The sequence below is a fragment of the Isoptericola sp. NPDC056134 genome (assembly GCF_042264825.1).
Taxonomy (GTDB): Bacteria; Actinomycetota; Actinomycetes; order Actinomycetales; family Cellulomonadaceae; genus Isoptericola; species Isoptericola nanjingensis.
Genome location: NZ_JBHJVM010000003.1, coordinates 207715 through 229894, shown reverse-complemented (window position 1 = coordinate 229894; position 22180 = coordinate 207715). Strand labels below are relative to the sequence as shown.

The following is a 22180-nucleotide window of genomic DNA, read 5'->3' as shown; positions in this document are numbered from 1 at the left end:
CGTGGCTACCGCGGCGGGCGGCCGTTCGTCAGGCGGTGCGGCCGGACGGCCTCGTACGTCGCCTTGAGGGCGGCCGTGGTCCGGTCGTAGCGGCGCTGCGCCACGCGCACGAAGAGGAAGTCGACGACGGCGAGCTGGGCGATGCGGCTCGACATGGCGCCCGAACGGAACTGGGTCTCGCGCGCCGTCGTCGCGAGGACGACGTCGGCGAGCTCCGCCAGGGGTGAGGCCGGGAAGTTCGTGACGGCCACGGTGGTGGCGCCCGCGTCGCGTGCCAGCGTGAGCGCCTGCACGGTCTCCACGGTGGTGCCCGTGTGCGAGACAGCGACGGCCACGCAGCCGTCGCCCAGGAGCGCCGCGGACTGGAGCTGGCCGTGCAGGTCCACGGGCGCGAAGCAGGCGATGCCGATGCGGGTGAGCTTCTGGCCGAGGTCCTGCGCCGTGAGGCCGCTCGACCCGGCGCCGTAGACGTCCACGCGGGGCGCGGAGGCCACGGCTTCGACGGCGTGCTCCAGGGCGTCGAGGTCGAGCATGCGCGCCGTCTCCTCGATCGTCCGCGCCTCGTGGAAGGCGATCTTGGAGACGACGTCGGTGGCGGTGTCGGTCCGGTTGATCTCGCCCTCGGCGATGCCGGAGCGCTCCAGCTCGACGGCGCGCCGGCTCGTGGCCTGCGCGAGGTCGATGCGGAACTCGGGGTAGCCGGCGTAGCCGACGGCGCGGCAGAACCGGACGACCGTCGCTTGCGAGGTCCCCGCGCGGGCGGCGAGCTCGGTGATGGTGGCGCCGACGACGCCGGGCGGGTCGTCGAGCACGACCGCGGCGATCCGCGCCTCCGCGGGGCGCAGCGTGGGCAGCGCCTGGCGGAGCCGGACGAGGACGTCACCGTTCATGCGCGGATCTCCTTCCCGGCGGACGCCGGAGACGGGTGGGTGGGTTCCCGGACCGTGAGCCAGGTGTCGTGCGGTTCCACGAGCTCGCCGTCGCGGGGGTCGACGAGGGACCGGGCGAGGCGCAGCGCGCCGTCGAGGGGGCTCCCGTCGGCGGGGACGAGCCGCACGTCGGGACGCAGGGCGGACAGGCGGGCCCTGAGCGGCGTGGTGACGGGGGCGCCGATCTGCAGGACGCCGCCCGTGACCGCCGCGAGCGGCGGGATCCCGGGGCGGAGCGCGGCGGCGAGGCTCTCCGCGAGGTGGGTCCCGGCGTCGTGCAGGATGCCGCTCGCGACGAGGTCGCCCGCGGCGGCGGCGTCGGCGACGGCCGGCGTGAAGGACGCGAGGACGTGCGCGCGGTCGGGGCGCCCGTACAGCGCGGCGGGCCAGCCGTCGACCGGGCCGAAGCGCTCGAGCGCGGCGGCGAGCAGCGTGGGGGAGGCGGGCCCCGGGCGCCCGTCGTGGGTGGCGACGGCGGCCCGCAGGCCGTACGCGCCGATCCACGACCCGGAGCCGAGGTCGCCGAGCAGGTGGCCCCAGCCGTCCGCGCGGTGCCACCGGCGCCGCAGGTCGGTGGCGAGGACGATCGCGCCCGTGCCGACCGCGGCGACGGCGCCGGGCCGGCCGCCGAGGGCGCCGAGGTGCGCGGCGAGCGCGTCCGCGGCGACCGCCGTGGCCGGGGCGCCCGCGGCCTGCAGCACCTCGTGCAGGGCGCCGGGGTCGGGGACGAGCGACGGGAGGCCGGTGACCGACACGGCGGCCGCGGCGACGCGCAGTCCCGGCTGCCGCACGGCGAGGGTGTCCACCAGCTCGGCGACGACGTCGGCCGCGTCGCTCCCGGAGGCGGTGATGCGGACCGGGCGGCCGGTGAGCGTGATCGGGGTGCCGCCGGGGCCAGCGGTACCGTCGGTGCCGTCGGTGCCGCGCGCGGGCACGGCGACGAGGCGGGCGCCGCTGCCGCCGACGTCCACGGCGACGACGTGCTCGGGCACGAGGGAGACGTCCGGGCCGGTCACGGGACCCAGTGTGGCAGCGATTTTCTCAGGTTGGGCACCTCACAAAAAGAATCTCACCCACGATGCGTCCCGGCCCCGCTACCGTGGAGACGTGCATGGTGAGTACAAGGTTCCCGGTGGCAAGCTCGTGACGGTCGACCTCGACGTGCGGGACGGGTTGCTCGCCGACGTCAGGCTCAGCGGCGACTTCTTCCTCGAGCCGGACGACGCCCTCGAGGTCATCGACTCCGCACTCGTCGGGCTGCCGCGCGAGACGTCGACGAGCGAGCTCGCGCGCGCCGTCGACGACGGGCTGCGCATCGCCGAGCAGGACGGCCGCGTGACCGGCAGCGTGACGATGGTGGGCTTCGACGCCTGGGCCGTCGCGGTCGCGGTCCGCCGCGCGCTGGGGCTGGCCACGACGTGGGACGACCACACCTTCGAGGTGCTGCGCCCCGGCCCCCTGCCCCCCGCGACGCTCGCCGCCCTGGACCAGGTGCTCACCGAGGAGCTGGCCGAGGGGCGCCGAGGGCCCACGCTGCGGTTCTGGGACTGGAACGAGCGCGCCGTCTTCATCGGGTCGTTCCAGTCGCTGCGGAACGAGGTGGACCCGGCGGGCGTGCGCGAGCACGACGTCACAGTGGTGCGCCGTATCTCCGGCGGCGGCGCCATGTTCATGGAGGCCGGCAACTGCGTGACGTTCTCGCTGGTCGTGCCGGCGTCGCTCGTCGACGGCCTGTCGTTCGAGCAGTCGTACGCGTTCCTCGACTCGTGGGTGCTGGGCGCGCTGCACGACGTCGGCGTCGAGGCGTACTTCTCCGGCATGAACGACGTCGCGTCGCCCGCGGGCAAGCTCGCGGGCTCGGCGCAGAAGCGCCTGGCCGGCGGCGCCGTGCTGCACCACATGACGATGGCGTACGACATCGACAACGCCAAGATGCTCGAGGTGCTGCGCATCGGCCGCGAGAAGCTCTCCGACAAGGGCACCACCAGCGCCAACAAGCGGGTGGACCCGCTGCGCTCGCAGACCGGCATGTCGCGCGACGAGATCGTCGACGCGTTCGAGGCACACTTCAAGGCCCACCACCGGACCGTGGACTCCGCGCTGCGTCCCGACGAGCTGGACCGCGCCGAGGAGCTGGTCCGGACGAAGTTCGCCGACCCGGCCTGGATCAACCGCGTGCCCTGAGCGACCCCGCGCGCAGCCCGCGCGCCGCCCCCGCATCGACCGCGACGCGCCGAGAGGTCACCGTCCTGTCACGCATTGGTGCGGGGGCTTTCGTTATCCCCGCCCGGTCAGTTATCTTCCTCGTGGAGCGATGTCCCGGAACTTCCTTTCAAGCCGGGGCGGCGCTCGCGATCACCACGGCGATCAGCATGACAAGCGAGACGACGACGTCACGCCGGACGACGAGGACGTCGGCAGGACATGACCGCGAGAACGGCGCGCGACCGCGACAACGGCGGCGCCGCGCACCACGGAGGGCGGCCCAGCGGCCGCCGGGGGAGGACGACGATGCGTCGATACGTGTGGACCCGCAGGAACGTGGGGGCCGTGGCCACCGCGGCGCTGGTGGCGCTCGGCGTCGCCGCGTGCGGCAGCGGCGGCTCCGGGGACGGCGGCGGCGACGGGACGGTCGACGGCGAGGGCAAGACCCTCGACGTCTGGATCATGCAGGGCACGAACCCCAGCGCCGACGCCTTCTTCGACGAGGTCGGCACCGCGTTCACGGAGGAGACGGGCGCGGAGCTGAACGTCGAGTTCGTCGAGTGGGCGGACGCCCACGACCGGTTCGTCACGTCGATCGCGGGCCAGACCACGCCCGACGTCGCGGAGACCGGCACCACCTGGACGCCGGAGTTCGCCGACGCCGGCGCGCTCGCGCCGCTCGACGACTACGTGGCGGAGGCCGGCCTGGGCGACGACCTGGTGGACGGTCTCGTCGAGGCCGGCACCTACGACGGGCAGCTGTACGGCATGCCCTGGTACGCCGGCGTCCGCTCGCTCGTGTACAACACGGAGATCTTCGAGGAGGCCGGCGTCGAGCCGCCCACGACCTGGGCGGAGATCGAGTCGGCGGCCAAGGCCATCAAGGAGAAGTTCCCGAAGAAGACCGCGATCGCGGTGCCGGGCGACGCCGAGTTCACGGTGTACCCGTGGGTGTGGGGCGCCGGAGGCGAGGTCGCGACGCTCGACGGCGACACCTGGACGTCCGGGCTCGACAGCCCCGAGGCGCAGGAGGGCCTGAGCTTCTGGACCGGGCTCGCCGCGGACGGCTACTCGTCGGCGGGCGCCACCACCTGGCGCGAGACCGACGTGCTCGACGCGTTCGCGCAGGGCGACGTGGGCATGGCGATCATGGGCTCCTGGACGCCGGGCGCCATCGTCGAGGCGAACAAGGACATGGACGGCAAGTTCGCCGCCGTCCCGATCCCGGGCAAGGACGGCGGGATGTCGCCGTCGGTCCTCGGCGGCTCGCACCTGTCCGTGTTCGAGACGGCGGAGGACAAGGACCTGGCGTTCGCGTTCGTGGAGCTCATGACGACCGGTGAGTTCGCCACGAAGTGGGGCGAGCAGGCCGGCTACTTCCCGGGGCAGAAGTCGCTCCTGGACGAGACGTTGAAGAGCACCGACCCGCTCGTGGCCCCGTTCGCGCAGCAGTTCGTCGAGGGTGGCGCGTCCGTGCCGGTCTCGCCGAACTTCGGGGCCGTGCAGGCCAAGCTCACGACGAGCACGATGATGCAGTCGATCCTCTCCGGGAGCGAGGACGTGCCGACCGCCAGCACGAAGGCGGCCGACGAGATGACGTCGCTGCTCAACGGTGGCAGCTGACGCATGACGAGCACCCTCCCCGTCGCGGTCCCCGCCGGGCCCGGGCAGCAGCCCGGGCCCGGCGGGCGCCGCCCGCTCGGCAAGTCGCTCCTGGCGCGGGTGCGGCCGTGGATGCTGCTGACGCCCGCGCTGCTCGTGCTGGCGGTGCTGCTCCTGTGGCCGCTGGTGCGGGTCGGGCTGTTCTCCCTCCAGGACTACGGGCTGCGGGAGATCGTCTCCGGCGAGCCGAACTGGATCGGCCTCGCCAACTACGTCGAGGTGTTCACGTCCGAGCAGCTGTGGGCCGTGGTGCTGCCCAACACGGTGGTCTTCGCCGTGCTGTCGGTGTCGTTCACGGTGGTCTTCGGCACCGCCGTGGCCGTGCTGCTCGCGTCGCTCGGCCGCGTCTGGCGCACCATCGTGTCCAGCGCGATCATGGCGGCCTGGGCGATGCCCGCCGTCACCGGCACGTACGTCTGGGTCTGGATCTTCGACGCCGACCGCGGCGTGTTCAACCACGTGCTGCAGGCGCTCGGGCTGCAGGACGCACCCGTCAACTGGTTCACCGACCGCTGGTCGTTCTACGCGATCGTGCTGCTCAACGTGGTGCACCACGGCTTCCCGTTCGTCGCGATCACCGTGCTCGCGGGCCTGCTCGGCGTCCCGAAGGAGCTGCTCGAGGCCGCGGAGATCGACGGCGCCGGGCCGTGGCGCCGGTTCTTCTCGGTGATCGTGCCGCAGCTGAAGCAGATCTTCGCCGTCGTGATCATCCTGTCGACCATCTGGGACTTCAAGGTCTTCGCGCAGGTTTACCTCATGCCCGGCGGCGCCGGCAGCAACCGCGAGGTGCTCAACCTGGGCGTCTGGTCGTACACCGAGTCGTTCGGGCAGAACCGGTACGGCTTCGGCGCCGCGATCGCGGTGCTGCTGACCCTGCTGCTGCTCGCCATCACCGTCGTGTACGTCCGCACGATCCTGAAGGAGGAGGAGCTGTGAGCCGGCCGACGACCGCGACGCGGGTGGGCAAGGGGGTCGCCGTCGCGCTGCTCCTGGTGTTCACCCTCTTCCCGGCCTACTGGATGCTCGTCAGCGCGCTCGACGGCAAGGCGGGGCGCGGGTCGTCCTTCGTGCCCGCCGACCCGACGCTGGAGCACTTCGAGTTCGTGCTCACGGACGGCGGCTTCGACGTCTTCCTGCGCAACTCGCTGCTCGTGGCGCTCGGGACGGTGCTCGTCTCGTCGCTGCTCGCCCTGCTGGCGTCGGTGGCGGTGGCGCGCTTCCGCTTCACGCTCCGCACGCAGGTGCTCATGCTCGTGCTGATCGTGCAGATGGTCCCGCTCGAGGCGCTCGTCATCCCGCTGTTCGTCCAGGTGCGCAACCTGGACCTGCTCGGCACGCTGACCGGCCTGGTCGTGGTGTACGTGGCGCTCGCGCTGCCCTTCGGCATCTGGATGCTGCGCGGCTTCGTCGCCGCCGTGCCGGTGGAGCTGGAGGAGGCCGCCTACCTCGACGGCGCCACCTGGGGCCGCATGTTCCGGTCCATCCTGCTGCCGCTCGTCGCGCCCGGCCTCGTGGCCACGAGCATCTTCAGCTTCATCACGGCGTGGAACGAGTTCGTCTTCGCGATGACGCTGCTCGGCGGCGAGACGCAGAACTACACGGTGGCCATCGGGCTGCGCTCGTTCTTCGGGCAGCACTCGAACGACTGGGGCGCGATCATGGCGGCCTCGACGATCATCACCGTGCCCGTGATGATCTTCTTCATCGTCGTCCAGCGCCGGCTCGCGTCCGGGCTGACGTCCGGGGCGGTGAAGGGGTGAACGACGTCCGGCGGGCCGTGCACGGGGTGCTGCTGCCCGGCTTCACCGGGACGACGCCCCCTGCCTGGCTGCTCGACGCCGCGCGCGACGGGCTGGCCGGGGTGGTGCTGTTCGCGCACAACACGCCCGACGTGGCGACGACGGCCGCGCTCACGACACGCCTGCACGACGCCGAGCCCGCCCTGCTCGTCGCGACCGACGAGGAGGGCGGCGACGTGTCACGGCTCGAGGCCGCGACCGGGTCGTCGCTGCCCGGCGCCGCGGCGCTCGGAGCGGTGGACGACGTGCGGCTCACCGGGGCCGCGGGCGAGGCGCTGGGCAGGCTGCTCGCGGCTGCGGGCGTCGACCTCGACCTCGCGCCCGTGCTCGACGTCGACACGCCCGGCAACCCGGTCATCGGGGTGCGGGCGTTCGGCACCGACCCGGAGGCGGTCGCGCGGCACGGCGTCGCGTTCGCCCGGGGCCTGCAGCGCGGCGGCGTCGGCACGTGCGCCAAGCACTTCCCGGGGCACGGTTCCACGACCGTCGACTCGCACCTCGCGCTGCCCGTCGTGGAGGCCGACGCCCGGACCCTGCGCGGCCGCGACCTCGTGCCGTTCGCGGCGGCGTTCGCGGGCGGCCCCGGCGACGAGGGTCCCGCGGCCGACGCCCTCATGACGGCGCACGTCGTCGTGCCCGCGCTCGGGCCCGCGCCGGCGTCCCTCGAGCCCGCCGTCGCGGCGCTCGCCCGCGAGCTCGGCCACGAGGGGCCGATCGTCACCGACGCCCTCGACATGCGCGCCGTGTCCGACGGCGCCGACGTCGGCGAGGCCGCGGTGCGCGCGGTCGAGGGCGGCGCGGACCTGCTGTGCCTGGGGACGACGACCGGGCGGGACGACGAGGCGCTGTTCCGCTCCGCCGCCGACGCCCTCGTGGCCGCGGTCGGCGCCGGGCGGGTGAGCCTGGACCGGCTCGCCGCGTCCCGGCGACGCACCGCCGCCCTGGTGCGCCGGCTGCGCGCCCGGCGGGTCGCCGCCATGCCGGCCCCGGCCGAGGAGGCGCTCACCGCGCTCGCGGCCGTGGGGGCCGAGGCGGCGCGCCGGGCCGTGCGCGTCGTCGGTCCGTCGCCGGCGCTCGCGGGAGCGCCCGACGTCGTCGACCTGCGGCTGCGGCTCGACCACGCGGCCGGGCGCACCGCGCAGCACGTGCAGCGCGCCGTCGCCGCCCGCTGGCCGGGCGCCGTCGTGCACGCCGCCCCGGACGACGACGCCGTCGACGCGCTGCAGCGAGCCGGGGCCGGGCGGCCGCTGGTCGTCGTGACCCGCGAACCCGTCCCCGGCGGCGACGAGCACGAGCGCCTGGCGCGGCTGCAGCGGGCGCGCCCGGACCTCGTCGTCGTGCACACAGGCGCGCCGGCCGCGGGGGAGCGGTGGCTCGCCGAGCTCCCGGGCGGGCTGCCCGCGACCGTCCTGGCCTGCGGCACCGGCCGGGCCAACGCCGAGGCCGCCGTGGCACTCCTCGCCGGGGAGCTCGCCCCCGAACCCCCGGAGGTGGCGCGATGATCGTCATCGGCATCTCGTCCGGCACCAGCGTCGACGCGATCGACGCCGCGGCCGCCGACCTCGACCTGCGCCCCGACGGCACGCTCTCCCTGCGCCCGCTGGGGCACGCCGAGTACGCCTGGCCCGACCACCTGCGGCGGCGCATCCTCGCGGCCCTGCCGCCGGCCACCGCGGACCTGGGCGAGGTGTGCCAGCTCGACACGCTCGTCGGGCAGGAGCTGGGCGCCGCCGCCCGGCGCGCCGTCGACGACCTCGCGGGGGGCGACGCGGACCTCGTGGCGTCGCACGGGCAGACCCTGCACCACTGGGTGGTGGCGGGTCGTGCCCGCGGCACGCTGCAGCTCGGCAACCCGGCCTGGATCGCGGAGCGCACCCGACGACCGGTGGTCAGCGACTTCCGGGTCGCCGACGTCGCCGCCGGCGGGCAGGGCGCGCCGCTCGTGAGCGTGCTGGACGCGCTGTGGCTCGGGCACGACGGGCCTACCGGCACGAGATATTCCGCGGCGCTCAACGTGGGCGGCATCGCCAACGTCACCGTCGTCGGCGCGCACGACGAGCCGGTGCTCGGCTGGGACACCGGGCCCGGCAACTGCCTGCTGGACGCCGCGGTGCAGAGGCTCACCGGGCAGCCGTTCGACCGCGACGGGGAGCTCGCTGCCAGCGGCGTCGTGGACCACGAGGCGCTGGACGCGCTGCTGGACGAGCCGTACTACGCGCTGCCCGTGCCGCGGTCCACCGGCCGGGAGCTCTACGACGGCGAGTACGTGACGACGCGGCTCGGCGCCGCGGGGGTGCGAGCGGACCGGCTCAGCACCCCCGACCTGGTCGCCACGCTCACGGAGCTCACCGCGACCACCGTGGCGCGGTCGCTCGCCGACCACGCGCCGGGCGGGGGCGTCGAGCGGGTCGTGATCTCCGGCGGCGGGGCCCGCAACCCTGTGCTCCGCGACCGCCTGCGGGCGCTGCTCCCGGCCGGCACCGCCCTCGAGACCGCGGACGACCTCGGGCTGCCGGCGGACGGCAAGGAGGCGTACCTCTTCGCTCTGCTCGGCTTCCTCGGCGTGCACGGGGTGCCCGGCACCGCGCCCGGCCCGCACCGGCGGCAGGCCACCGGGGCCCGCCGGCCGGTAGTCCTGGGGTCGCTCACGCCCCCCACGCCGCTGCCCGTGGAGGCGGTCCGCACCCCGGTGCGGCGCCTCGCGCTCACCACGGCACCGAGCCTCCCGACCACTGCGCGCGACCTGACGAGAGGAAGCACCCGATGAGCGGAGCGACCGTGCCCGACCCCTCCGTGCCTCCGGACGCCGGCCCCCCGGACGACGTGCTCGACGTCGCGCGGCTCGTCTCGCCGACGGAGGAGCGCAACCCGCGCACCACCGACATCGACCTGCTCCCGCCGGCCGACGTGGTCCGCCTCATCCTCGACGAGGACGCCGGTGTCGCCAGCGTGGTGCGCGCGGAGCGGTTCCGGGTCACGCAGGCGGTGGAGCTCGCGGTCGAGGCGATCCGCGCCGGCGGGCGCGTGCACTACGCGGGTGCGGGCACGTCCGGCCGCCTCGGCGTGCTGGACGCCGTCGAGCTGCTGCCGACCTACGGCGTCGGCCCCGAGTGGTTCGACGCGCACCTCGCCGGCGGTCCCGACGCGATGACCGTCCCGGTCGAGGGCGCGGAGGACGACGCCGACGCCGGCCGGCGCGACCTGGACCACGTCGGCCCGCACGACCTCGTCGTCGGGCTCGCGGCCAGCGGCCGCACCCCGTACGTGGGCGGGGCGCTCGACCTGGCCCGCGAGCGCGGGGCGCGCACCGCGCTCGTCAGCGCCAACCCGGCCGCGCCGCTGGCCGACCGGGCGGACGTCGCGATCCTGCTCGACACGGGGCCCGAGGCCGTGACCGGCTCGACCCGGATGAAGGCCGCCACCGCGCAGAAGATCGTGCTCAACACGTTCTCGACCGCCACGATGATCCAGCTCGGCAAGACGTACTCGAACCTCATGGTCGACGTCCGCGCGTCCAACGCCAAGCTCCGCGCCCGGCTCGTGCGCCTGCTGAGCCAGGCGACCGGCCTCGCGCCGGAGGCCTGCGCGCCTGTGCTCGCCGACGCCGGCGGGGAGGTGCAGGTCGCGCTGGTCATGCTGCTGGCGGGGGTGGACGCCGCGGCGGCGCGCGGCGCGCTCGCCGGGGAAGACGGCGTCCGCGGAGCCCTCGGGCGTCTCGGCGCCGCCCCGCCGAGGTAGTACCGGAACCCGCGAGGTAGTACCGGAACCCGCGAGGTAGTACCCGAACCCGCGAGGTAGTACGAATTCTCGTGAGGTAGTCCCTGAGTGCGCGAGGTAGTCCAGGCAATATGGACAAGTCGTGCATTCTCGGTACTACCTCGGCCCGGTTCGTACTACCTCGGCGGTAGCTGTACTACCTCGGCGCGATGGGTACTACCTCGCGGGGGTGGGGCGGGCGCCGAAGACGGCGGTGCCGACGCGGACGACGGTCGCGCCCTCGGCGACGGCGAGCTCGAGGTCGCCGGTCATGCCCATGGAGAGCTCGCGGGCGTCGCCCGTCCCCGGAGCCCCGCTGGCGAGCACGGCGTCGCGGACCGCGCGCAGCCGGGCGAAGCCGGCACGCACGAGCGCCTCGTCGCGACGCTCCCCCAGGCGGGCGCCGATCGTCATGAACCCCGTCAGGCGCAGCCCCGGCAGGGCCGCGACGTCGAGCGCGAGCGCCGCCGCGTCGTCGGGCGCGACGCCGGACTTGCTCTCCTCGCCGGAGACGTTGACCTGCACGAGCACGTCCAGGGCGCGGCCGTCGCGCTCACAGCGCACCGACAGGGCGCGCGCGAGGGCGAGGGAGTCCACGGAGTCGACGGCGGCGGCGGCGCCGAGCACCTGGTTGACCTTGTTCTTCTGCAGGTGACCGATGAGGTGCGCCTCGACGCGTCCCGCGGCGACGAGGTCCGCCAGGGCCGGCGCCTTCGCGACCAGCTCCTGGACCCGGTTCTCGCCGACCAGCACCGGCCGGTCGTCGCCCTCCGCGGCGGCGAGGTCCAGCGCGGCCCGCACCCCCGCAAGCACGGTCGCGGCGTCCTGCGTCTTGGTGGCCAGCAGCACGCGGACCTCGCGCGGGTCGCGCCCCGCCGCGCGGGTGGCGGCCGCGACGCGGTCGTGGACGGCGGCCAGGCGTGCGGGGATCCCGGGACACTCGGTGGGCATGGTGGCCAGTCTACGAACGCCGTCGGCGGTCGTGGGACGCGACGCGGGTCGCGCCGGACCAGGGTCGCGTCAGGGGGTTCCCGGGTGGTGCCGCGCTCGCGCGGCGGGCGAGGATGGTCGGGTGAAAGCCCTGCTCAACATCATCTGGCTCGTCTTCGGCGGCTTCTGGCTCGCGCTCGGCTACGCCGCGGCGGGCATCCTGTGCTGCATCACGATCGTCGCGATCCCGTGGGGCATCGCGTCGTTCCGCATCGCGGGCTACGCGCTGTGGCCGTTCGGCCGCACGGTCGTCGACAAGCCGGGCGCCGGCGGCTGGTCGGTGCTGGGCAACATCATCTGGATCGTCTTCGCCGGCATCTGGCTCACCATCGGGCACATCACGACGGCGGTCGCCCAGGCGATCACGATCATCGGCATCCCGCTGGCGATCGCGAACCTCAAGATGATCCCGGTCTCGCTGCTGCCGCTCGGCAAGGACATCGTGCCCAGCGACGCCCGGTACCCGACGTACCAGCACTGACCCGTCGGCGACCGGCCTCACGGGCGGCCGATCGGCGCCGCCGTCCCGCCCGTGAGGCGCAGCAGGTCGTCGGGGGCGAGCGACACGTCCAGCCCGCGCCGTCCGCCGGACACGTAGACGACGTCGAAGCCCGTCGCGGACTCGTCGAGCACGGTCGCGTGCCGCTGCTTCTGCCCGATCGGCGAGATGCCGCCCACCACGTAACCGGTGGCGCGCTGCGCCGCCGCCGGGTCCGCCATCGCGGCCCGCTTGCCGCCGACGGCGCGGGCCAGCGCCTTGAGGTCGAGGCTGCCGTCCACCGGCACGATGCCGACCACGAGCCGTCCGTCGACGTCCGCCAGGAGCGTCTTGAAGACCTGCGCGGGGTCGGCGCCGAGCGCCTCGGCCGCCTCCAGGCCGTAGCTCAGGTCCGACGCCGGGTCGTGGTCGTAGGTGTGCAGCCCGTAGGCGACGCCGGCCCGGTCCAGCGCGACGACGGCCGGCGTCCCGTGCGAGGCGTGCGGCTTCTTCTTCGACACGCCGCCGATTGTGCCTGAGTAGGGTGGTGCGGTGCTCCTCCTTCTCGTCCTCGCGATCCTGGGGGGAGGGGCACTCCAACGGGTCACCGGCATGGGCTTCGGGCTCGTCGCCGGCCCGTTCATCGTGCTCCTGGTGGGCCCGCTCGAGGGCGTGCTGTTCGTGAACCTGGCCGGCGCGATCGCGTCCGCGCTCATCCTGGGACGCGTCGCGCGGGACGTGGACTGGCGACGCTACGCCTGGCTCGCCGTCACGTCGGTGGTCGTCATGGTCCCCGCCGCCCTGCTGCTGCGCGACGCGAGCCGCGCGGCGCTCGAGGTCGCCGTCGGGGCCCTCGTCGTCGTCGCGATGACGCTGGCCGTCGTCACGACCCGCCTGCGCCGCGGCGGCCGCCACCCCGTCCGGCCCGAGGCGCGCGCCCCGCTGGTCGTGACCGGCGTCGCGAGCGGGGTCGGGAGCGTGGCCGCGGGCATCGGCGGCCCGCCCGTGGCGATCTACTCCGTGCTCAGCGGCTGGGACCCGCGCGGCTTCGCGGCGACGGCGCAGCCGTTCTTCGCGACCAACGCGCTCGCCGCGCTGGTCGCCAAGCTCACGCTCACCGACGCGTCCTTCCCGCCCTTCTCCGCCTGGCAGTGGCTCGTCGTCCTGGCCGCGATCGTGGCGGGGCTCGTCGTCGGCGACTGGCTCACCCCGCGCGTCCCCGCGGTCGCGGTCCGGCGCGGGCTGATCGTGCTCGCGTACGTCGGGGGCGTCGCGACCCTCGCCCAGGGGCTCGCGCACCTCGGCTGAGGCGGGGTGGGCTCAGACCGGCCGGTCGCCCTCGTCACGACGCGGGACGTCGGCGGACCCGTCCGCCGGGCCGTCCGCGCGGTGCTCGGGAGCGTGCCGCCCAGGCGTACCCGGTGCGTCCCCTCGGTCGGGGTCCAGCTCGTCCGCGCGGCGCAGGCGCTCGTCGACGTCGGCGCGATGCTCGTCGAGGCTCGCGTCGCGGCGCCGGGCCTCCTCCTGCAGCCGGGCCGCCTCGGCGGCCTTCTGGTCGGCCTCGGCCTGGGACATCCGGGCCTCGGCGTCGAGCTTCGCGGACGCCGCCTCGCGCTCCTGCACCGTGATCCGGTCGTGCTCCGCCTGCCGGCGCAGCTCTGTGGCCTCGTCGCGCCGTTCCTCGCGCCGGCGCTCCTCGGCGGCCCGCGACCGGCGGGCGAGGGCCACGGCGACGAGCACGAGCAGCAGCACGACGACGACGGCGACGACGATCCAGACGATGGTCGTGGTGTCCATGGCGGACTCCTGACGTCGGGGGCGCCGGGGGCGGCACCCTGGATCGATCACACGACCGACCCCGGATGCTTGCAACCCCCGCGGACGCTCAGATCCGGCCGACGTCCACCACGGTGAGCGCGACGGCCCCGGCCTCGTCGCTGGCCGCCAGGTCGACGACGGCGGTGACCGCCCAGTCGTGGTCGCCGTCGGCGTCGTCGAGCACCTGCCGCACCCACCACGTGCCGGCGGGCACCTCGGCCACCTCGACGCCGTCGCGGGTGGTCGTGGTCGCGCCGCCGGGCAGCTCGGCGCCCGGCTCGAGGATGGTCAGCAGCCCGGCCGCGCGGGCGGCGGGGCCGATGCCGACGGCGTCGTCGCCCTGCGCCTCGAACAGGGGGTCGAGCGCGGCGGCCCAGGCGTCGCCGTCCCAGCCGTGCGCGCCGTCGAGCGCCCCGAGCCCGTCGTAGTCCTCGCGGGCAGCGAGCTCGACGCGGCGGAAGGTCGCGTTGCGGACGAGGCGGCGGAACGCGCGCGGGTTGCCGGTGACGGGCCGCGCGGGCGCCTCCGCGCCCGCCTCGGCGAGCTCGCCCTCGACGACGAGGTCGGCGTCGTCGTCGACCGGGTTCTGCAGCCGCTCCCACTCGTCCAGCAGCGAGGAGTCGACGCCGCGCACCAGCTCGCCGAGCCACTCGACGACCTCCTGCACCTCCTCGGTGCGGTGCTCCTCCGGCACCACCTGGCGCAGCGCGCGGTAGGCGTCGGCGAGATAGCGCAGCACGACGCCCTCGGTGCGCTCCAGCCCGTACACGCTGACCAGCTCGGCGAACGTCATGGCCTGCTCGAGCATGTCGCGCACCACGGACTTGGGCGCGAGCTCGGCGTCGGCCACCCACGGGTTCGACCGCTTGTACGTGGCGAACGCGGGCTCGAGCAGGTCCGCGAGCGGCCGCGGCCACGTGACGTCCTCGAGCGCCTCCATGCGCTCCTCGTACTCCATGCCCTCGGCCTTCATCGCCGCGACGGCCTCGCCCTTCGCCTTGGACTGCTGGGCGTAGAGGATCTGGCGCGGGTCGTCGAGGGTCGCCTCGATGACGGAGACGACGTCGAGCACGTGCGTCGGGCTCTCGGTGTCCAGGAGGTCCATGGCCGCGAGCGCGAACGGCGACAGCGGTGCGTTGAGCGCGAAGTCGCGCGGCAGGTCGACGACGAGCCGCACGCTGGGCCGGTACCCGGCCGGGCGCGACGGGTCGGGCACGCGGATCTTCTCCACCACGCCCGCGACGCGCAGCGACCGGTAGATGCGGAACGTCTGGCGCACGTGCTTCGCCTGCTGCGCCTCGGTGTCGTGGTTGGCGGTGAGCAGGTGGCGCATGGCCTCGACGGGGTCGCCGTCCGAGCCCGCGGAGTCCCGCGCCAGCACGTTGAGCACCATGGCGTGGTTGACGTGGAACTGGCTGGTCAGGGGCTCGGGGTCGGCGTCGCGCAGCCGCTCGAACGTGGAGTCCGTCCAGTTCACGGCGCCGGCGGGCGCCTTCTTGCGCACCACCTTCTTGAGCTTCTTCGGGTCGTCGCCGGCCTTGGCGAGCAGCTTGCGGTTCTCGATGACGTGCTCGGGCGCCATGACGAGCACCTCGCCCACGGTGTCGAAGCCCGCGCGACCGGCGCGGCCGGAGATCTGGTGGAACTCGCGTGCGGTGAGGTGGCGCATGCGCTCGCCGTCGTACTTCACGAGCGACGTCAGGAGGACGGTGCGGATCGGCACGTTGATGCCCACGCCGAGGGTGTCGGTGCCGCAGACCACCTTGAGCAGGCCGCGCTGCGTGAGCCGCTCCACGAGGCGGCGGTACTTCGGCAGCATCCCGGCGTGGTGCACGCCGATGCCCGCGCGCAGGAACTTGCTCAGCGTCTTGCCGAAGCCCGTGCCGAACCGGAACGCGCCGATCTCGGCCGCGATCGCGGCCTTCTCGTCCTTGGAGGCGACGCTCGTGGAGAGGAGCGCCTGGGCGCGCTCGACGGCGTCCTTCTGCGTGAAGTGCACGACGTAGACGGGGGCGCGGTGCGTCGTGACGAGCTCTGCGATGACGTCGGTCAGCGGCTCGACGACGTAGGAGAACGTCAGCGGCACCGGGCGCTCGGCACCCGCGACCTCCGCGACGGGGCGGCCGCTGCGCTCCTCGAGGTCCTCGCGCAGCCGGGTGGTGTCGCCGAGGGTGGCGGACATCAGCAGGAACTGCGTGCGCGGCAGCTCCAGCAGCGGCACCTGCCACGCCCAGCCGCGCTGCCGGTCGCCGTAGAAGTGGAACTCGTCCATGACGACCTGGGCGATGGCGTCGTCGTCGGCCGTGCCGTCCGCGCCGACGCCGTCGTCGTCGGCCCGGCGCCGCAGGGCGAGGTTGGCGAGGATCTCCGCGGTGCAGCAGATGATCGGGGCGTCGGCGTTGACCGCGGAGTCGCCGGTCATCATGCCGACGTTGCGCGACCCGAACGCGGCGACGAGGTCGAAGAACTTCTCGCTCACCAGCGCCTTGAGCGGCGCGGTGTAGAACGTGCGCCCGCCGCGGCCCGACCGGCGGTTCGCGAGCGCCGCGAACTGCGCGCCCATCGCGACCATCGACTTGCCCGACCCCGTGGGCGTGGCCAGCACCACGTGCGAGCCCGTCATGAGCTCGAGCAGCGCCTCCTCCTGGTGCGGGTACAGCGGCCGGCCCGTGCCGGTGGCCCACTCGCCGAACCCCTCGAAGAGGACGTCGGGGTCCGGCGCGCCGCCCGTCGGGGCGGGCAGGTACGGCAGCAGCGTGCCGGCGGGGCGGGGGGCGGCGTCGGGGGAGCTGGGGGAAGTCATGGTGCGGACATTCTCCCAGGCCCGCCGAGCCGTCGTCCCCGGCCGCGCCGGCACGCTGTCGTCGGGCGGGGTCAGCAGGCGCCGAGGTCGGTCCAGACCGCCCACTGGCCGGCGGAGGAGGACGGGGTGTCGCCCTGTGTCCACCACTTGGCCTGGTACGCGCGGCCCTCGTAGGACACCTTCGTGCCACCCGTGTAGGCGGACGACGGGTTCCAGGCCGCGTCCTCGCAGTCGCCCGGCTCGACCGGCGGGTCGGTCGGGTCCACCGGCGGGTCGGTCGGCTCGACCGTCCCGCCCTCGCCGACGGTCACGTCGACGCAGGCGTAGAACGCGTTGACGGTGTCGGCCACGTTCCAGCGGGCGAGGATGGTGTGGTCGCCCTGAGGCAGGTTCTCGAGCGTGTGGCTCACGACGGCGTCGGGATTGGCGCCCTTGTCGTCGAACGTACGGTGCAGGGTGCCGTCGACGAAGTACTCCCACGTCGAGGTGGCGTGCTGCGCGGTGAGCTTCCACTTCATCGTGACGCTGTTGCCGATCTTCGTGCGGGGCCAGGGCTTCGACTCGTCGTCGAGGATGGCGAAGCCGCTGCCGCCGGAGCACTGCGTGGAGCCCTTGGGGGCCTCGACGCTCTGCGGCTCGTACTTGATGCTGCCGCAGTCGAAGGGCAGGGAACCGCCGGCGCACAGGTCCTGGCGGCTCGGCGGGTTGGTCACCCAGCCGTGGGCGGACGCGGCGGGCGCGGCGGCGAGCGGAGCCAGGAGCGCGGCGAGCCCGACGGCCGCGGTGACGAGAGTGGGACGAAGACGCATCGTTGCTCTTCTCCTGTGTTCGTGAGGAAACTGGACAAATTCGACGCTACGACGTCGGTCCGGACCGCACATCAGGGGAACCGCGTCATCTGAACGTGATCTGCCCGGCCGGTCGTACGGGGTTACCCGTAGGACGGACCGGCGTCAGCCGAGGTCCCACAGGTGTCGGTAGAAGGCGATGCGCCCGGCGTCGGGCGCGATGCCGTAGCCCTCGAAGAAGGCGGGCTCGTGACCGTCGCCGTAGTTCCACTCCAGGCTGTAGCTGGCCACCGCGAGGTCGGCCCAGCGGTCCGCGACGCCGAGCGCGTCGAGATCGACGTGGGCGGTCCAGCGACCGCCGTCGTCCAGGAGGGTGTTGGGGGCGCACGGGTCCCCGTGGCACACGACCAGCCGGTCGACGGCGGGCACGTCGCCGACCCGGGCGCGGGCGTCGGGGGACAGGCGCGCCGTCCGGTCGGCGACGCCCCACGAGAAGGGGCAGTCGTCGACCGGGAGCGCGTCGTGCAGCGCCCGCAGACCGGCGCCGATCGCGCGCGCCGCCGTGTCCGGGTGCGCGAGCCAGCGCGGGTCGACCGCCGACCGGCCCGGGATGCCCGCGGTCAGCAGCCAGGCGCCCGCGCCGTCGGCGCCGCGGTCGAGCACCCGCGGCACGGGGGTGAAGCGGCCCGCCCAGGCGAGGCGCTCGGCCTCGGCGTCGAGGTCCAGCTCGGGCGTGCCGGCGGGGACCCACTTGACGTAGCGCTCGGCGCCCGAGGCCCCCGTCAGCCGGAACGTGAGGCCGCCGAGCTCGTTGCGCCACACGGGCACGACGTCGTCGTCGCCGGCGAGCAGGCGCACCCGCTCGGGCACGACGACGGGCTCGGACGGGGCGGCGGCGAGGGCGCGGGACATGCCCAGATCGTCACATCTCCGCGCCGCGACGGGCTACGGCATTCCCGTCGGCTCGATCGTCGGGCGCGGCGCGGCCGCCGGTTCGATCGCGGGTGGCGTGCGACGGGTCGCGGCCTCGCCCTGCTGCACGACGACGACCCCGGCCAGCACCAGCAGCCCGCCGACGAGCTGCACGGGGCGCGGCAGCTCGCCCAGGAACACCCACGCGAAGAACACGGCGCTGACCACCTCGAGCAGCCCGACGAACGACGCCGGCCGCGCGCCGAGGCGCCGCCCCGCGCCGACGCCGGTGACGTAGGCGACGCCGGCCGTCACCACCCCCAGCGCGGCGAGCACCGCCCACGCGGGCACGACGGCGTCGGCGAGGGCGACCGGGTCTGCCGACGCGGTGAGCGGCATGACGCCGACGGCGCCGAGCAGGCCGAGGAGGACGGCGCCGACCACGAGCCCGCCCGCCGCGAGGCTCAGGGGCGGCAGCCCGGTGTCGGTGCGGGCATTGAGCAGGAAGTAGGCGGAGACGCCCACCATGGCCCCGAGCGCCCAGGCCACGCCGACGGGGTCGAGCCGGGCGCCGGCGAGGTCGAGCACCAGGACGAGGCCCGCGGCGGCGACCGCGATGCCGGCGAGCGTCGTCCGTCCGGGCCGCTGCCCGTGCCGCAGCCACAGCCACGCGACGACGGCGGCGGGGGAGGAGTACTCGATGAGCAGCGCGGGGCCCACCTGCATGTGCTGCACGGCGGCGAAGTAGCAGAACTGCGTGGCGGCGACGCCGAGCGCGCCGTAGGCGAGCAGCAGCCGCAGGTTGCGGCGCACGGGGGACCAGTCGCCGCGCAGGGCGACGACGCCGAACGGCAGGACGACGACCGCCCCGACCGCGACGCGCACCAGGACGACGGCGCCCGGGCTCCACCCGGTGGCGAAGAGGCCGGCGGCGAGCGGGCCCGAGAGGCTGAACGTGATGGCGGAGACGACCGCGAGGGAGAGGCCCGCGCCGAGGCCGGTGCGCGCCGTCGCGCCGGTGTCATGCGTCATTCTTGCCATGGCTCATGACGCTACGACCGGGTGGAGTAACGTGTCAATATGCCGTTCGCTCATGACACCGTGGCTGAGCTCCGGTCGGCCGTCGCCCTCGTGAACTCCGGCGAGCCGCCCGAGACGCTCGGGACCACGGCCGACCTCGACGCCTTCTTCCGCGAGCACGAGTACACCGGTCGTCACGACGGCACCGCGGAGGAGCTCGACCAGGTGCGCGCGCTGCGCCCCCGCCTGCGCGCCCTCCTCCTCGCCGAGCGCGACGAGGCCGCCGGGCTGGTCAACGAGCTGCTCACGGGCGTGCCTGTCCATCCGCGCCTGGTACGGCACTCCGGGGAGGACTGGCACGTGCACGCGACCGCCGACGACGCCCCGCTCGCCACCCGGATCGTCGTCGAGACCGCCATGGCGATGATCGACCTCATCCGCGACGACGAGCTCTCCCGCCTCGCCGTGTGCGCCGACGCCGACTGCCAGGGGCTGGTGCTGGACCTGTCGCGCAACCGCTCGCGGCGCTACTGCTCCACCGCGTGCACCAACCGCAACGCGCAGGCCGCGCTGCGGGCGCGTCGCTCCGGCTGACGGCCCGGGCACGCCGTCGACGTCTCCGGCCGACGTATCTGGAGGTGAGCGCCGCGCTCCCTCCCCCGCGAGGGCGCCGGGCTTTCCCGGGGCGACGACCCGCCCGGCCCGGCCCCACGAAGGAGGCGGCGATGTCCGTCACGACGAGCAAGGCCCTCGACCCCTGGCCGGTCGTCCGTCCCGGTGACCGGTTCCACCCCGTCGGCGCGCTGCAGCACCTGCTCAACGAGCACGGCCACGACCTCGAGGTGGACGAGACGTTCGGCCCGCTCACCGAGGCCGCCGTCCGCACCACCCAGCGCGACTTCGGCCTCGAGGTCGACGGCGTCGTCGGGCCCAGGACCTGGGGCGCGATCGTCGTCACCGTGCGACTCGGGAGCCGTGGCCACGCCGTCCGCGGGGCGCAGTCCGAGCTCGACGTCCGCGCGGAGCTCGACCTCGCGGTCGACGGGGTCTTCGGGCCGAAGACGGAGAGCGCGGTGCGCGGGTTCCAGCGCGCGCTGTCGGCGTTCGGCGTCCTGGTCGACGGCGTCGTCGGGCCCGTGACCTGGCGTGCGCTGGTCAGCGGGATGGTGTCCGACTGACACCCGCCAGGAGCGCGTCGCAGACGTCGACCAGGCGGGCGCGCAGCTCCTGGCCGCGCGCGGCGAACCCGCGCTGGCGGCGCACGTACTCCGCCTTGCCCTCCGCCGTCTCGATCGGCACGGCATCGACGCCGTACGACGAGACGTCGTAGGGGGCGGCGGCCATGTCGGTGTACCGGATGTCGCGGGCGAGCTCGAAGGCGTCCAGCAGCAGGTCGCCGGGTGCCGCGGGCCCGAGCTTGAGCGCCCACTTGTAGAGGTCCATCCCGGCGTGCAGGCACCCCGGCTGCTCCATGGCCGGCTGGCGCTCGCGGGTGGGGCGCAGCTGGTTGCGCTCCGAGGCCTCGGGCGTGAAGAACCGGTAGGCGTCGAAGTGCGAGCAGCCGATGCGGTGCGACTCGACGACGGCGTCCGTGCCGTCGTGGCCCAGCCGCAGCGGCAGCGGGTGGCGGTGGTCGCGACCCGCGGTGCGGTCGCGGTAGACCATCGCCCACTCGTGCAGGCCGAAGCAGCCGAACGTCCCGGGCCGCCCGGCGGTGGCCGACACGAGCGCGCGGACGTAGCGGACGGTGTCGCCGCGGTCGGCGACGAAGGCGTCGACGTCGAGCGTCGCCCCCGTGCCGCACGCACCGCTCTCCTCGCCCGGGAGCGCCGTCTCGCGGTACCAGCGCCACCCGGCGTGCTCGGCCGCGTCCGCGAGGACCACGCCCGGGCCCGGGTGCCACCGGCGCAGGTGGCTCACGCGCGTGGGGTAGTAGGTGAACAGGAAGTCCTCGATCGCGTGCTCCGCGCCGCGGTCGCGGGCCTCGCGCCACACCGCAGTCAGCGCGTCCGCGCGGGCGGCGTGCGCGGCGGCCCGCGGCTCCCAGGCGTCGCGCGGCACGACGGCGTCGGCGGGGCCCGCCGGGTCGTCGAGGATGGTTGCGCGCATCCCACCAGGGTACGAGCGCGGCGAACACGCCCCCGCCCGGACTAGCGTGTGAGTCGTGCCGCACACCTACGAGTTCCGCCAGGTCGACGTCTTCGCCACGGGCCCCCTCACCGGCAACCCGGTGGCCGTGGTGCACGACGCCGACGACCTCGACGACGCGCAGATGGCCGCCTTCGCGCGGTGGACCAACCTGTCCGAGACCACGTTCCTGCTGCGCCCCACCACGCCCGACGCCGACTACCGGCTGCGGATCTGGACGCCCGGCGGCGAGCTGCCGTTCGCCGGCCACCCCACGCTCGGCACCGCGCACGCGTGGCTCGAGGCCGGCGGGGTGCCCCGCTCCGCGGAGCAGGTGGTCCAGGAGTGCGGCGTCGGGCTCGTCACCGTCCGGCGCGACACCGACGCCAGCGGCGACCGGCTCGCGTTCGCCGCGCCGCCCCTGCGGCGCTCCGGCCCGGTGGCGCCGGAGGACCTCGCGCAGCTCGCGCGCGGCCTGCGCGTGAGCGTGGCGGACATCGAGGACGCGGCGTGGGTCGACAACGGCCCCGGCTGGGTCGCGGCCCGCCTGCGCGACGCCGCGGCAGTGCTCGCCGTCGAGCCGGACCTCGCCGCGTTCGGCGGCCTGAAGATCGGCGTCGTCGGCACCTACGCGCCGGGGGAGTCGGACGCCGCCGTCGAGGTGCGCGCCTTCGTCCCCGACATCGGCGTCGCGGAGGACCCGGTCACCGGCAGCCTCAACGCCGGGCTGGGGCAGTGGCTGGCGGGCGGCCTGCTGCCCGCGTCGTACGTCGCCTCGCAGGGCACCGCCCTCGGTCGCCGCGGGCGCGTGCTCGTGCGCCGCGACGCCGCCGGCGAGGTGTGGGTCGGGGGCGCGGCCGTCACGACGATCGCGGGCACCGTGACGCTCTGAG

At 74.8% G+C, this 22180-nt stretch carries 22 protein-coding genes; 12 read left to right on the top strand and 10 right to left on the bottom strand.

Annotation, left to right across the window (positions count from 1 at the left end):
- Positions 1 to 5: 5 nt before the first annotated feature.
- Both ACFCZN_RS04985 and ACFCZN_RS04980 read right to left on the bottom strand, forming a co-directional pair.
- Positions 6 to 890, bottom strand: a complete 885-nt coding sequence (locus ACFCZN_RS04985) for a MurR/RpiR family transcriptional regulator (protein WP_430556035.1) — start codon at positions 888 to 890, stop codon at positions 6 to 8.
- Positions 887 to 1945 carry a BadF/BadG/BcrA/BcrD ATPase family protein gene (locus ACFCZN_RS04980; RefSeq protein ID WP_430556034.1) on the bottom strand — a complete coding sequence of 353 codons (1059 nt, stop codon included), beginning with the start codon at positions 1943 to 1945 and terminating at the stop codon, positions 887 to 889. The genes ACFCZN_RS04985 and ACFCZN_RS04980 overlap by 4 nt, the downstream gene beginning before the upstream one ends.
- Before the next feature lie 91 nt (positions 1946 to 2036).
- On the opposite strand from ACFCZN_RS04980, the gene ACFCZN_RS04975 reads away from it, so the two are divergent.
- From ACFCZN_RS04975 to ACFCZN_RS04945, 7 genes are all read left to right on the top strand, one after another.
- Positions 2037 to 3113, top strand: a complete 1077-nt coding sequence (locus ACFCZN_RS04975; protein ID WP_430556033.1) for a lipoate--protein ligase family protein — start codon at positions 2037 to 2039, stop codon at positions 3111 to 3113.
- Between the two features lie 483 nt (positions 3114 to 3596).
- Positions 3597 to 4757 (top strand): sugar ABC transporter substrate-binding protein, encoded by a 1161-nt coding sequence (locus ACFCZN_RS04970; protein WP_430556063.1) that lies wholly within the window; start codon positions 3597 to 3599, stop codon positions 4755 to 4757.
- Positions 4758 to 4760: 3 nt separating this feature from the next.
- Positions 4761 to 5732 (top strand): carbohydrate ABC transporter permease, encoded by a 972-nt coding sequence (locus tag ACFCZN_RS04965; protein ID WP_429763847.1) that lies wholly within the window; start codon positions 4761 to 4763, stop codon positions 5730 to 5732.
- Entirely contained in the window at positions 5729 to 6556 is an 828-nt protein-coding gene (locus ACFCZN_RS04960) for a carbohydrate ABC transporter permease (RefSeq protein ID WP_429763848.1), read from the top strand. Before ACFCZN_RS04965 ends, ACFCZN_RS04960 begins: the two co-directional genes overlap by 4 nt.
- The gene (locus ACFCZN_RS04955; protein WP_430556032.1) at positions 6553 to 8097 is read left to right on the top strand and encodes a glycoside hydrolase family 3 N-terminal domain-containing protein; all 1545 of its coding nucleotides are present in this window, start codon (positions 6553 to 6555) and stop codon (positions 8095 to 8097) included. The genes ACFCZN_RS04960 and ACFCZN_RS04955 overlap by 4 nt, the downstream gene beginning before the upstream one ends.
- Positions 8094 to 9362: an anhydro-N-acetylmuramic acid kinase gene (locus tag ACFCZN_RS04950; protein WP_430556031.1), complete on the top strand. Its 1269-nt coding sequence runs from the start codon at positions 8094 to 8096 to the stop codon at positions 9360 to 9362. The genes ACFCZN_RS04955 and ACFCZN_RS04950 overlap by 4 nt, the downstream gene beginning before the upstream one ends.
- Positions 9359 to 10333 (top strand): N-acetylmuramic acid 6-phosphate etherase, encoded by a 975-nt coding sequence (locus ACFCZN_RS04945; protein ID WP_430556030.1) that lies wholly within the window; start codon positions 9359 to 9361, stop codon positions 10331 to 10333. Before ACFCZN_RS04950 ends, ACFCZN_RS04945 begins: the two co-directional genes overlap by 4 nt.
- Positions 10334 to 10528: 195 nt before the next feature.
- On the opposite strand, the gene ACFCZN_RS04940 is transcribed toward ACFCZN_RS04945, so the two are convergent.
- Positions 10529 to 11302, bottom strand: coding sequence for a YggS family pyridoxal phosphate-dependent enzyme (locus ACFCZN_RS04940; RefSeq protein WP_430556029.1), 774 nt, complete (start codon positions 11300 to 11302; stop codon positions 10529 to 10531).
- A 121-nt stretch (positions 11303 to 11423) separates the two neighbouring features.
- Between ACFCZN_RS04940 and ACFCZN_RS04935 the strand changes: the two genes are divergently transcribed.
- Positions 11424 to 11822, top strand: a complete 399-nt coding sequence (locus ACFCZN_RS04935; RefSeq protein ID WP_429763853.1) for a YccF domain-containing protein — start codon at positions 11424 to 11426, stop codon at positions 11820 to 11822.
- A 17-nt stretch (positions 11823 to 11839) separates the two neighbouring features.
- On the opposite strand, the gene ybaK is transcribed toward ACFCZN_RS04935, so the two are convergent.
- On the bottom strand, positions 11840 to 12340 hold the full coding sequence (ybaK, locus tag ACFCZN_RS04930; RefSeq protein ID WP_429763854.1) for a Cys-tRNA(Pro) deacylase: 501 nt from the start codon (positions 12338 to 12340) through the stop codon (positions 11840 to 11842).
- 31 nt (positions 12341 to 12371) lie between these two features.
- Here ybaK and ACFCZN_RS04925 point away from each other — a divergent pair, with 31 nt between their 5' ends.
- Entirely contained in the window at positions 12372 to 13127 is a 756-nt protein-coding gene (locus ACFCZN_RS04925) for a TSUP family transporter (RefSeq protein WP_430556028.1), read from the top strand.
- 12 nt (positions 13128 to 13139) lie between these two features.
- Here ACFCZN_RS04925 and ACFCZN_RS04920 read toward each other — a convergent pair whose 3' ends face one another.
- The 5 genes from ACFCZN_RS04920 to ACFCZN_RS04900 all read right to left on the bottom strand — a co-directional run bounded on the left by ACFCZN_RS04920 (position 13140) and on the right by ACFCZN_RS04900 (position 19181).
- Positions 13140 to 13616, bottom strand: a complete 477-nt coding sequence (locus ACFCZN_RS04920) for a hypothetical protein (RefSeq protein WP_430556027.1) — start codon at positions 13614 to 13616, stop codon at positions 13140 to 13142.
- 88 nt (positions 13617 to 13704) lie between these two features.
- On the bottom strand, positions 13705 to 16440 hold the full coding sequence (locus ACFCZN_RS04915; protein ID WP_430556026.1) for a DEAD/DEAH box helicase: 2736 nt from the start codon (positions 16438 to 16440) through the stop codon (positions 13705 to 13707).
- A 71-nt stretch (positions 16441 to 16511) separates the two neighbouring features.
- Positions 16512 to 17249 (bottom strand): lytic polysaccharide monooxygenase, encoded by a 738-nt coding sequence (locus ACFCZN_RS04910; protein WP_430556025.1) that lies wholly within the window; start codon positions 17247 to 17249, stop codon positions 16512 to 16514.
- Positions 17250 to 17393: 144 nt separating this feature from the next.
- Positions 17394 to 18140: a phosphotransferase gene (locus tag ACFCZN_RS04905; protein WP_430556024.1), complete on the bottom strand. Its 747-nt coding sequence runs from the start codon at positions 18138 to 18140 to the stop codon at positions 17394 to 17396.
- 33 nt (positions 18141 to 18173) lie between these two features.
- Complete coding sequence (locus ACFCZN_RS04900; RefSeq protein WP_430556023.1) at positions 18174 to 19181, bottom strand: DMT family transporter; 1008 nt, start codon at positions 19179 to 19181, stop codon at positions 18174 to 18176.
- Between the two features lie 60 nt (positions 19182 to 19241).
- Between ACFCZN_RS04900 and ACFCZN_RS04895 the strand changes: the two genes are divergently transcribed.
- Together ACFCZN_RS04895 and ACFCZN_RS04890 are read left to right on the top strand one after the other, a co-directional pair.
- A complete protein-coding gene (locus ACFCZN_RS04895; RefSeq protein WP_430556022.1) occupies positions 19242 to 19754 on the top strand; it encodes a CGNR zinc finger domain-containing protein in 513 nt (170 codons plus the stop codon).
- A 131-nt stretch (positions 19755 to 19885) separates the two neighbouring features.
- Positions 19886 to 20338, top strand: coding sequence for a peptidoglycan-binding domain-containing protein (locus ACFCZN_RS04890; protein ID WP_429763862.1), 453 nt, complete (start codon positions 19886 to 19888; stop codon positions 20336 to 20338).
- Here ACFCZN_RS04890 and ACFCZN_RS04885 read toward each other — a convergent pair.
- Complete coding sequence (locus tag ACFCZN_RS04885) at positions 20316 to 21269, bottom strand: 3-methyladenine DNA glycosylase (protein WP_430556021.1); 954 nt, start codon at positions 21267 to 21269, stop codon at positions 20316 to 20318. The two genes, ACFCZN_RS04890 and ACFCZN_RS04885, sit on opposite strands and share 23 nt — an antisense overlap.
- Positions 21270 to 21324: 55 nt before the next feature.
- On the opposite strand from ACFCZN_RS04885, the gene ACFCZN_RS04880 reads away from it, so the two are divergent.
- A complete protein-coding gene (locus ACFCZN_RS04880; protein ID WP_430556020.1) occupies positions 21325 to 22179 on the top strand; it encodes a PhzF family phenazine biosynthesis protein in 855 nt (284 codons plus the stop codon).
- Position 22180: the final 1 nt, after the last annotated feature.

Coding starts and splice junctions, on each gene's coding strand:
- ACFCZN_RS04985 (WP_430556035.1), bottom strand. CDS start 890: ATGAACGGTGACGTCCTCGTCCGGCTCCGCCAGGCGCTGCCCACGCTG.
- ACFCZN_RS04920 (WP_430556027.1), bottom strand. CDS start 13,616: ATGGACACCACGACCATCGTCTGGATCGTCGTCGCCGTCGTCGTCGTG.
- ACFCZN_RS04900 (WP_430556023.1), bottom strand. CDS start 19,181: ATGGCAAGAATGACGCATGACACCGGCGCGACGGCGCGCACCGGCCTC.
- ACFCZN_RS04890 (WP_429763862.1), top strand. CDS start 19,886: ATGTCCGTCACGACGAGCAAGGCCCTCGACCCCTGGCCGGTCGTCCGT.
- ACFCZN_RS04915 (WP_430556026.1), bottom strand. CDS start 16,440: ATGACTTCCCCCAGCTCCCCCGACGCCGCCCCCCGCCCCGCCGGCACG.
- ACFCZN_RS04945 (WP_430556030.1), top strand. CDS start 9,359: ATGAGCGGAGCGACCGTGCCCGACCCCTCCGTGCCTCCGGACGCCGGC.
- ACFCZN_RS04910 (WP_430556025.1), bottom strand. CDS start 17,249: ATGCGTCTTCGTCCCACTCTCGTCACCGCGGCCGTCGGGCTCGCCGCG.
- ACFCZN_RS04940 (WP_430556029.1), bottom strand. CDS start 11,302: ATGCCCACCGAGTGTCCCGGGATCCCCGCACGCCTGGCCGCCGTCCAC.
- ACFCZN_RS04965 (WP_429763847.1), top strand. CDS start 4,761: ATGACGAGCACCCTCCCCGTCGCGGTCCCCGCCGGGCCCGGGCAGCAG.
- ACFCZN_RS04905 (WP_430556024.1), bottom strand. CDS start 18,140: ATGTCCCGCGCCCTCGCCGCCGCCCCGTCCGAGCCCGTCGTCGTGCCC.
- ACFCZN_RS04970 (WP_430556063.1), top strand. CDS start 3,597: ATGCAGGGCACGAACCCCAGCGCCGACGCCTTCTTCGACGAGGTCGGC.
- ACFCZN_RS04950 (WP_430556031.1), top strand. CDS start 8,094: ATGATCGTCATCGGCATCTCGTCCGGCACCAGCGTCGACGCGATCGAC.
- ACFCZN_RS04885 (WP_430556021.1), bottom strand. CDS start 21,269: ATGCGCGCAACCATCCTCGACGACCCGGCGGGCCCCGCCGACGCCGTC.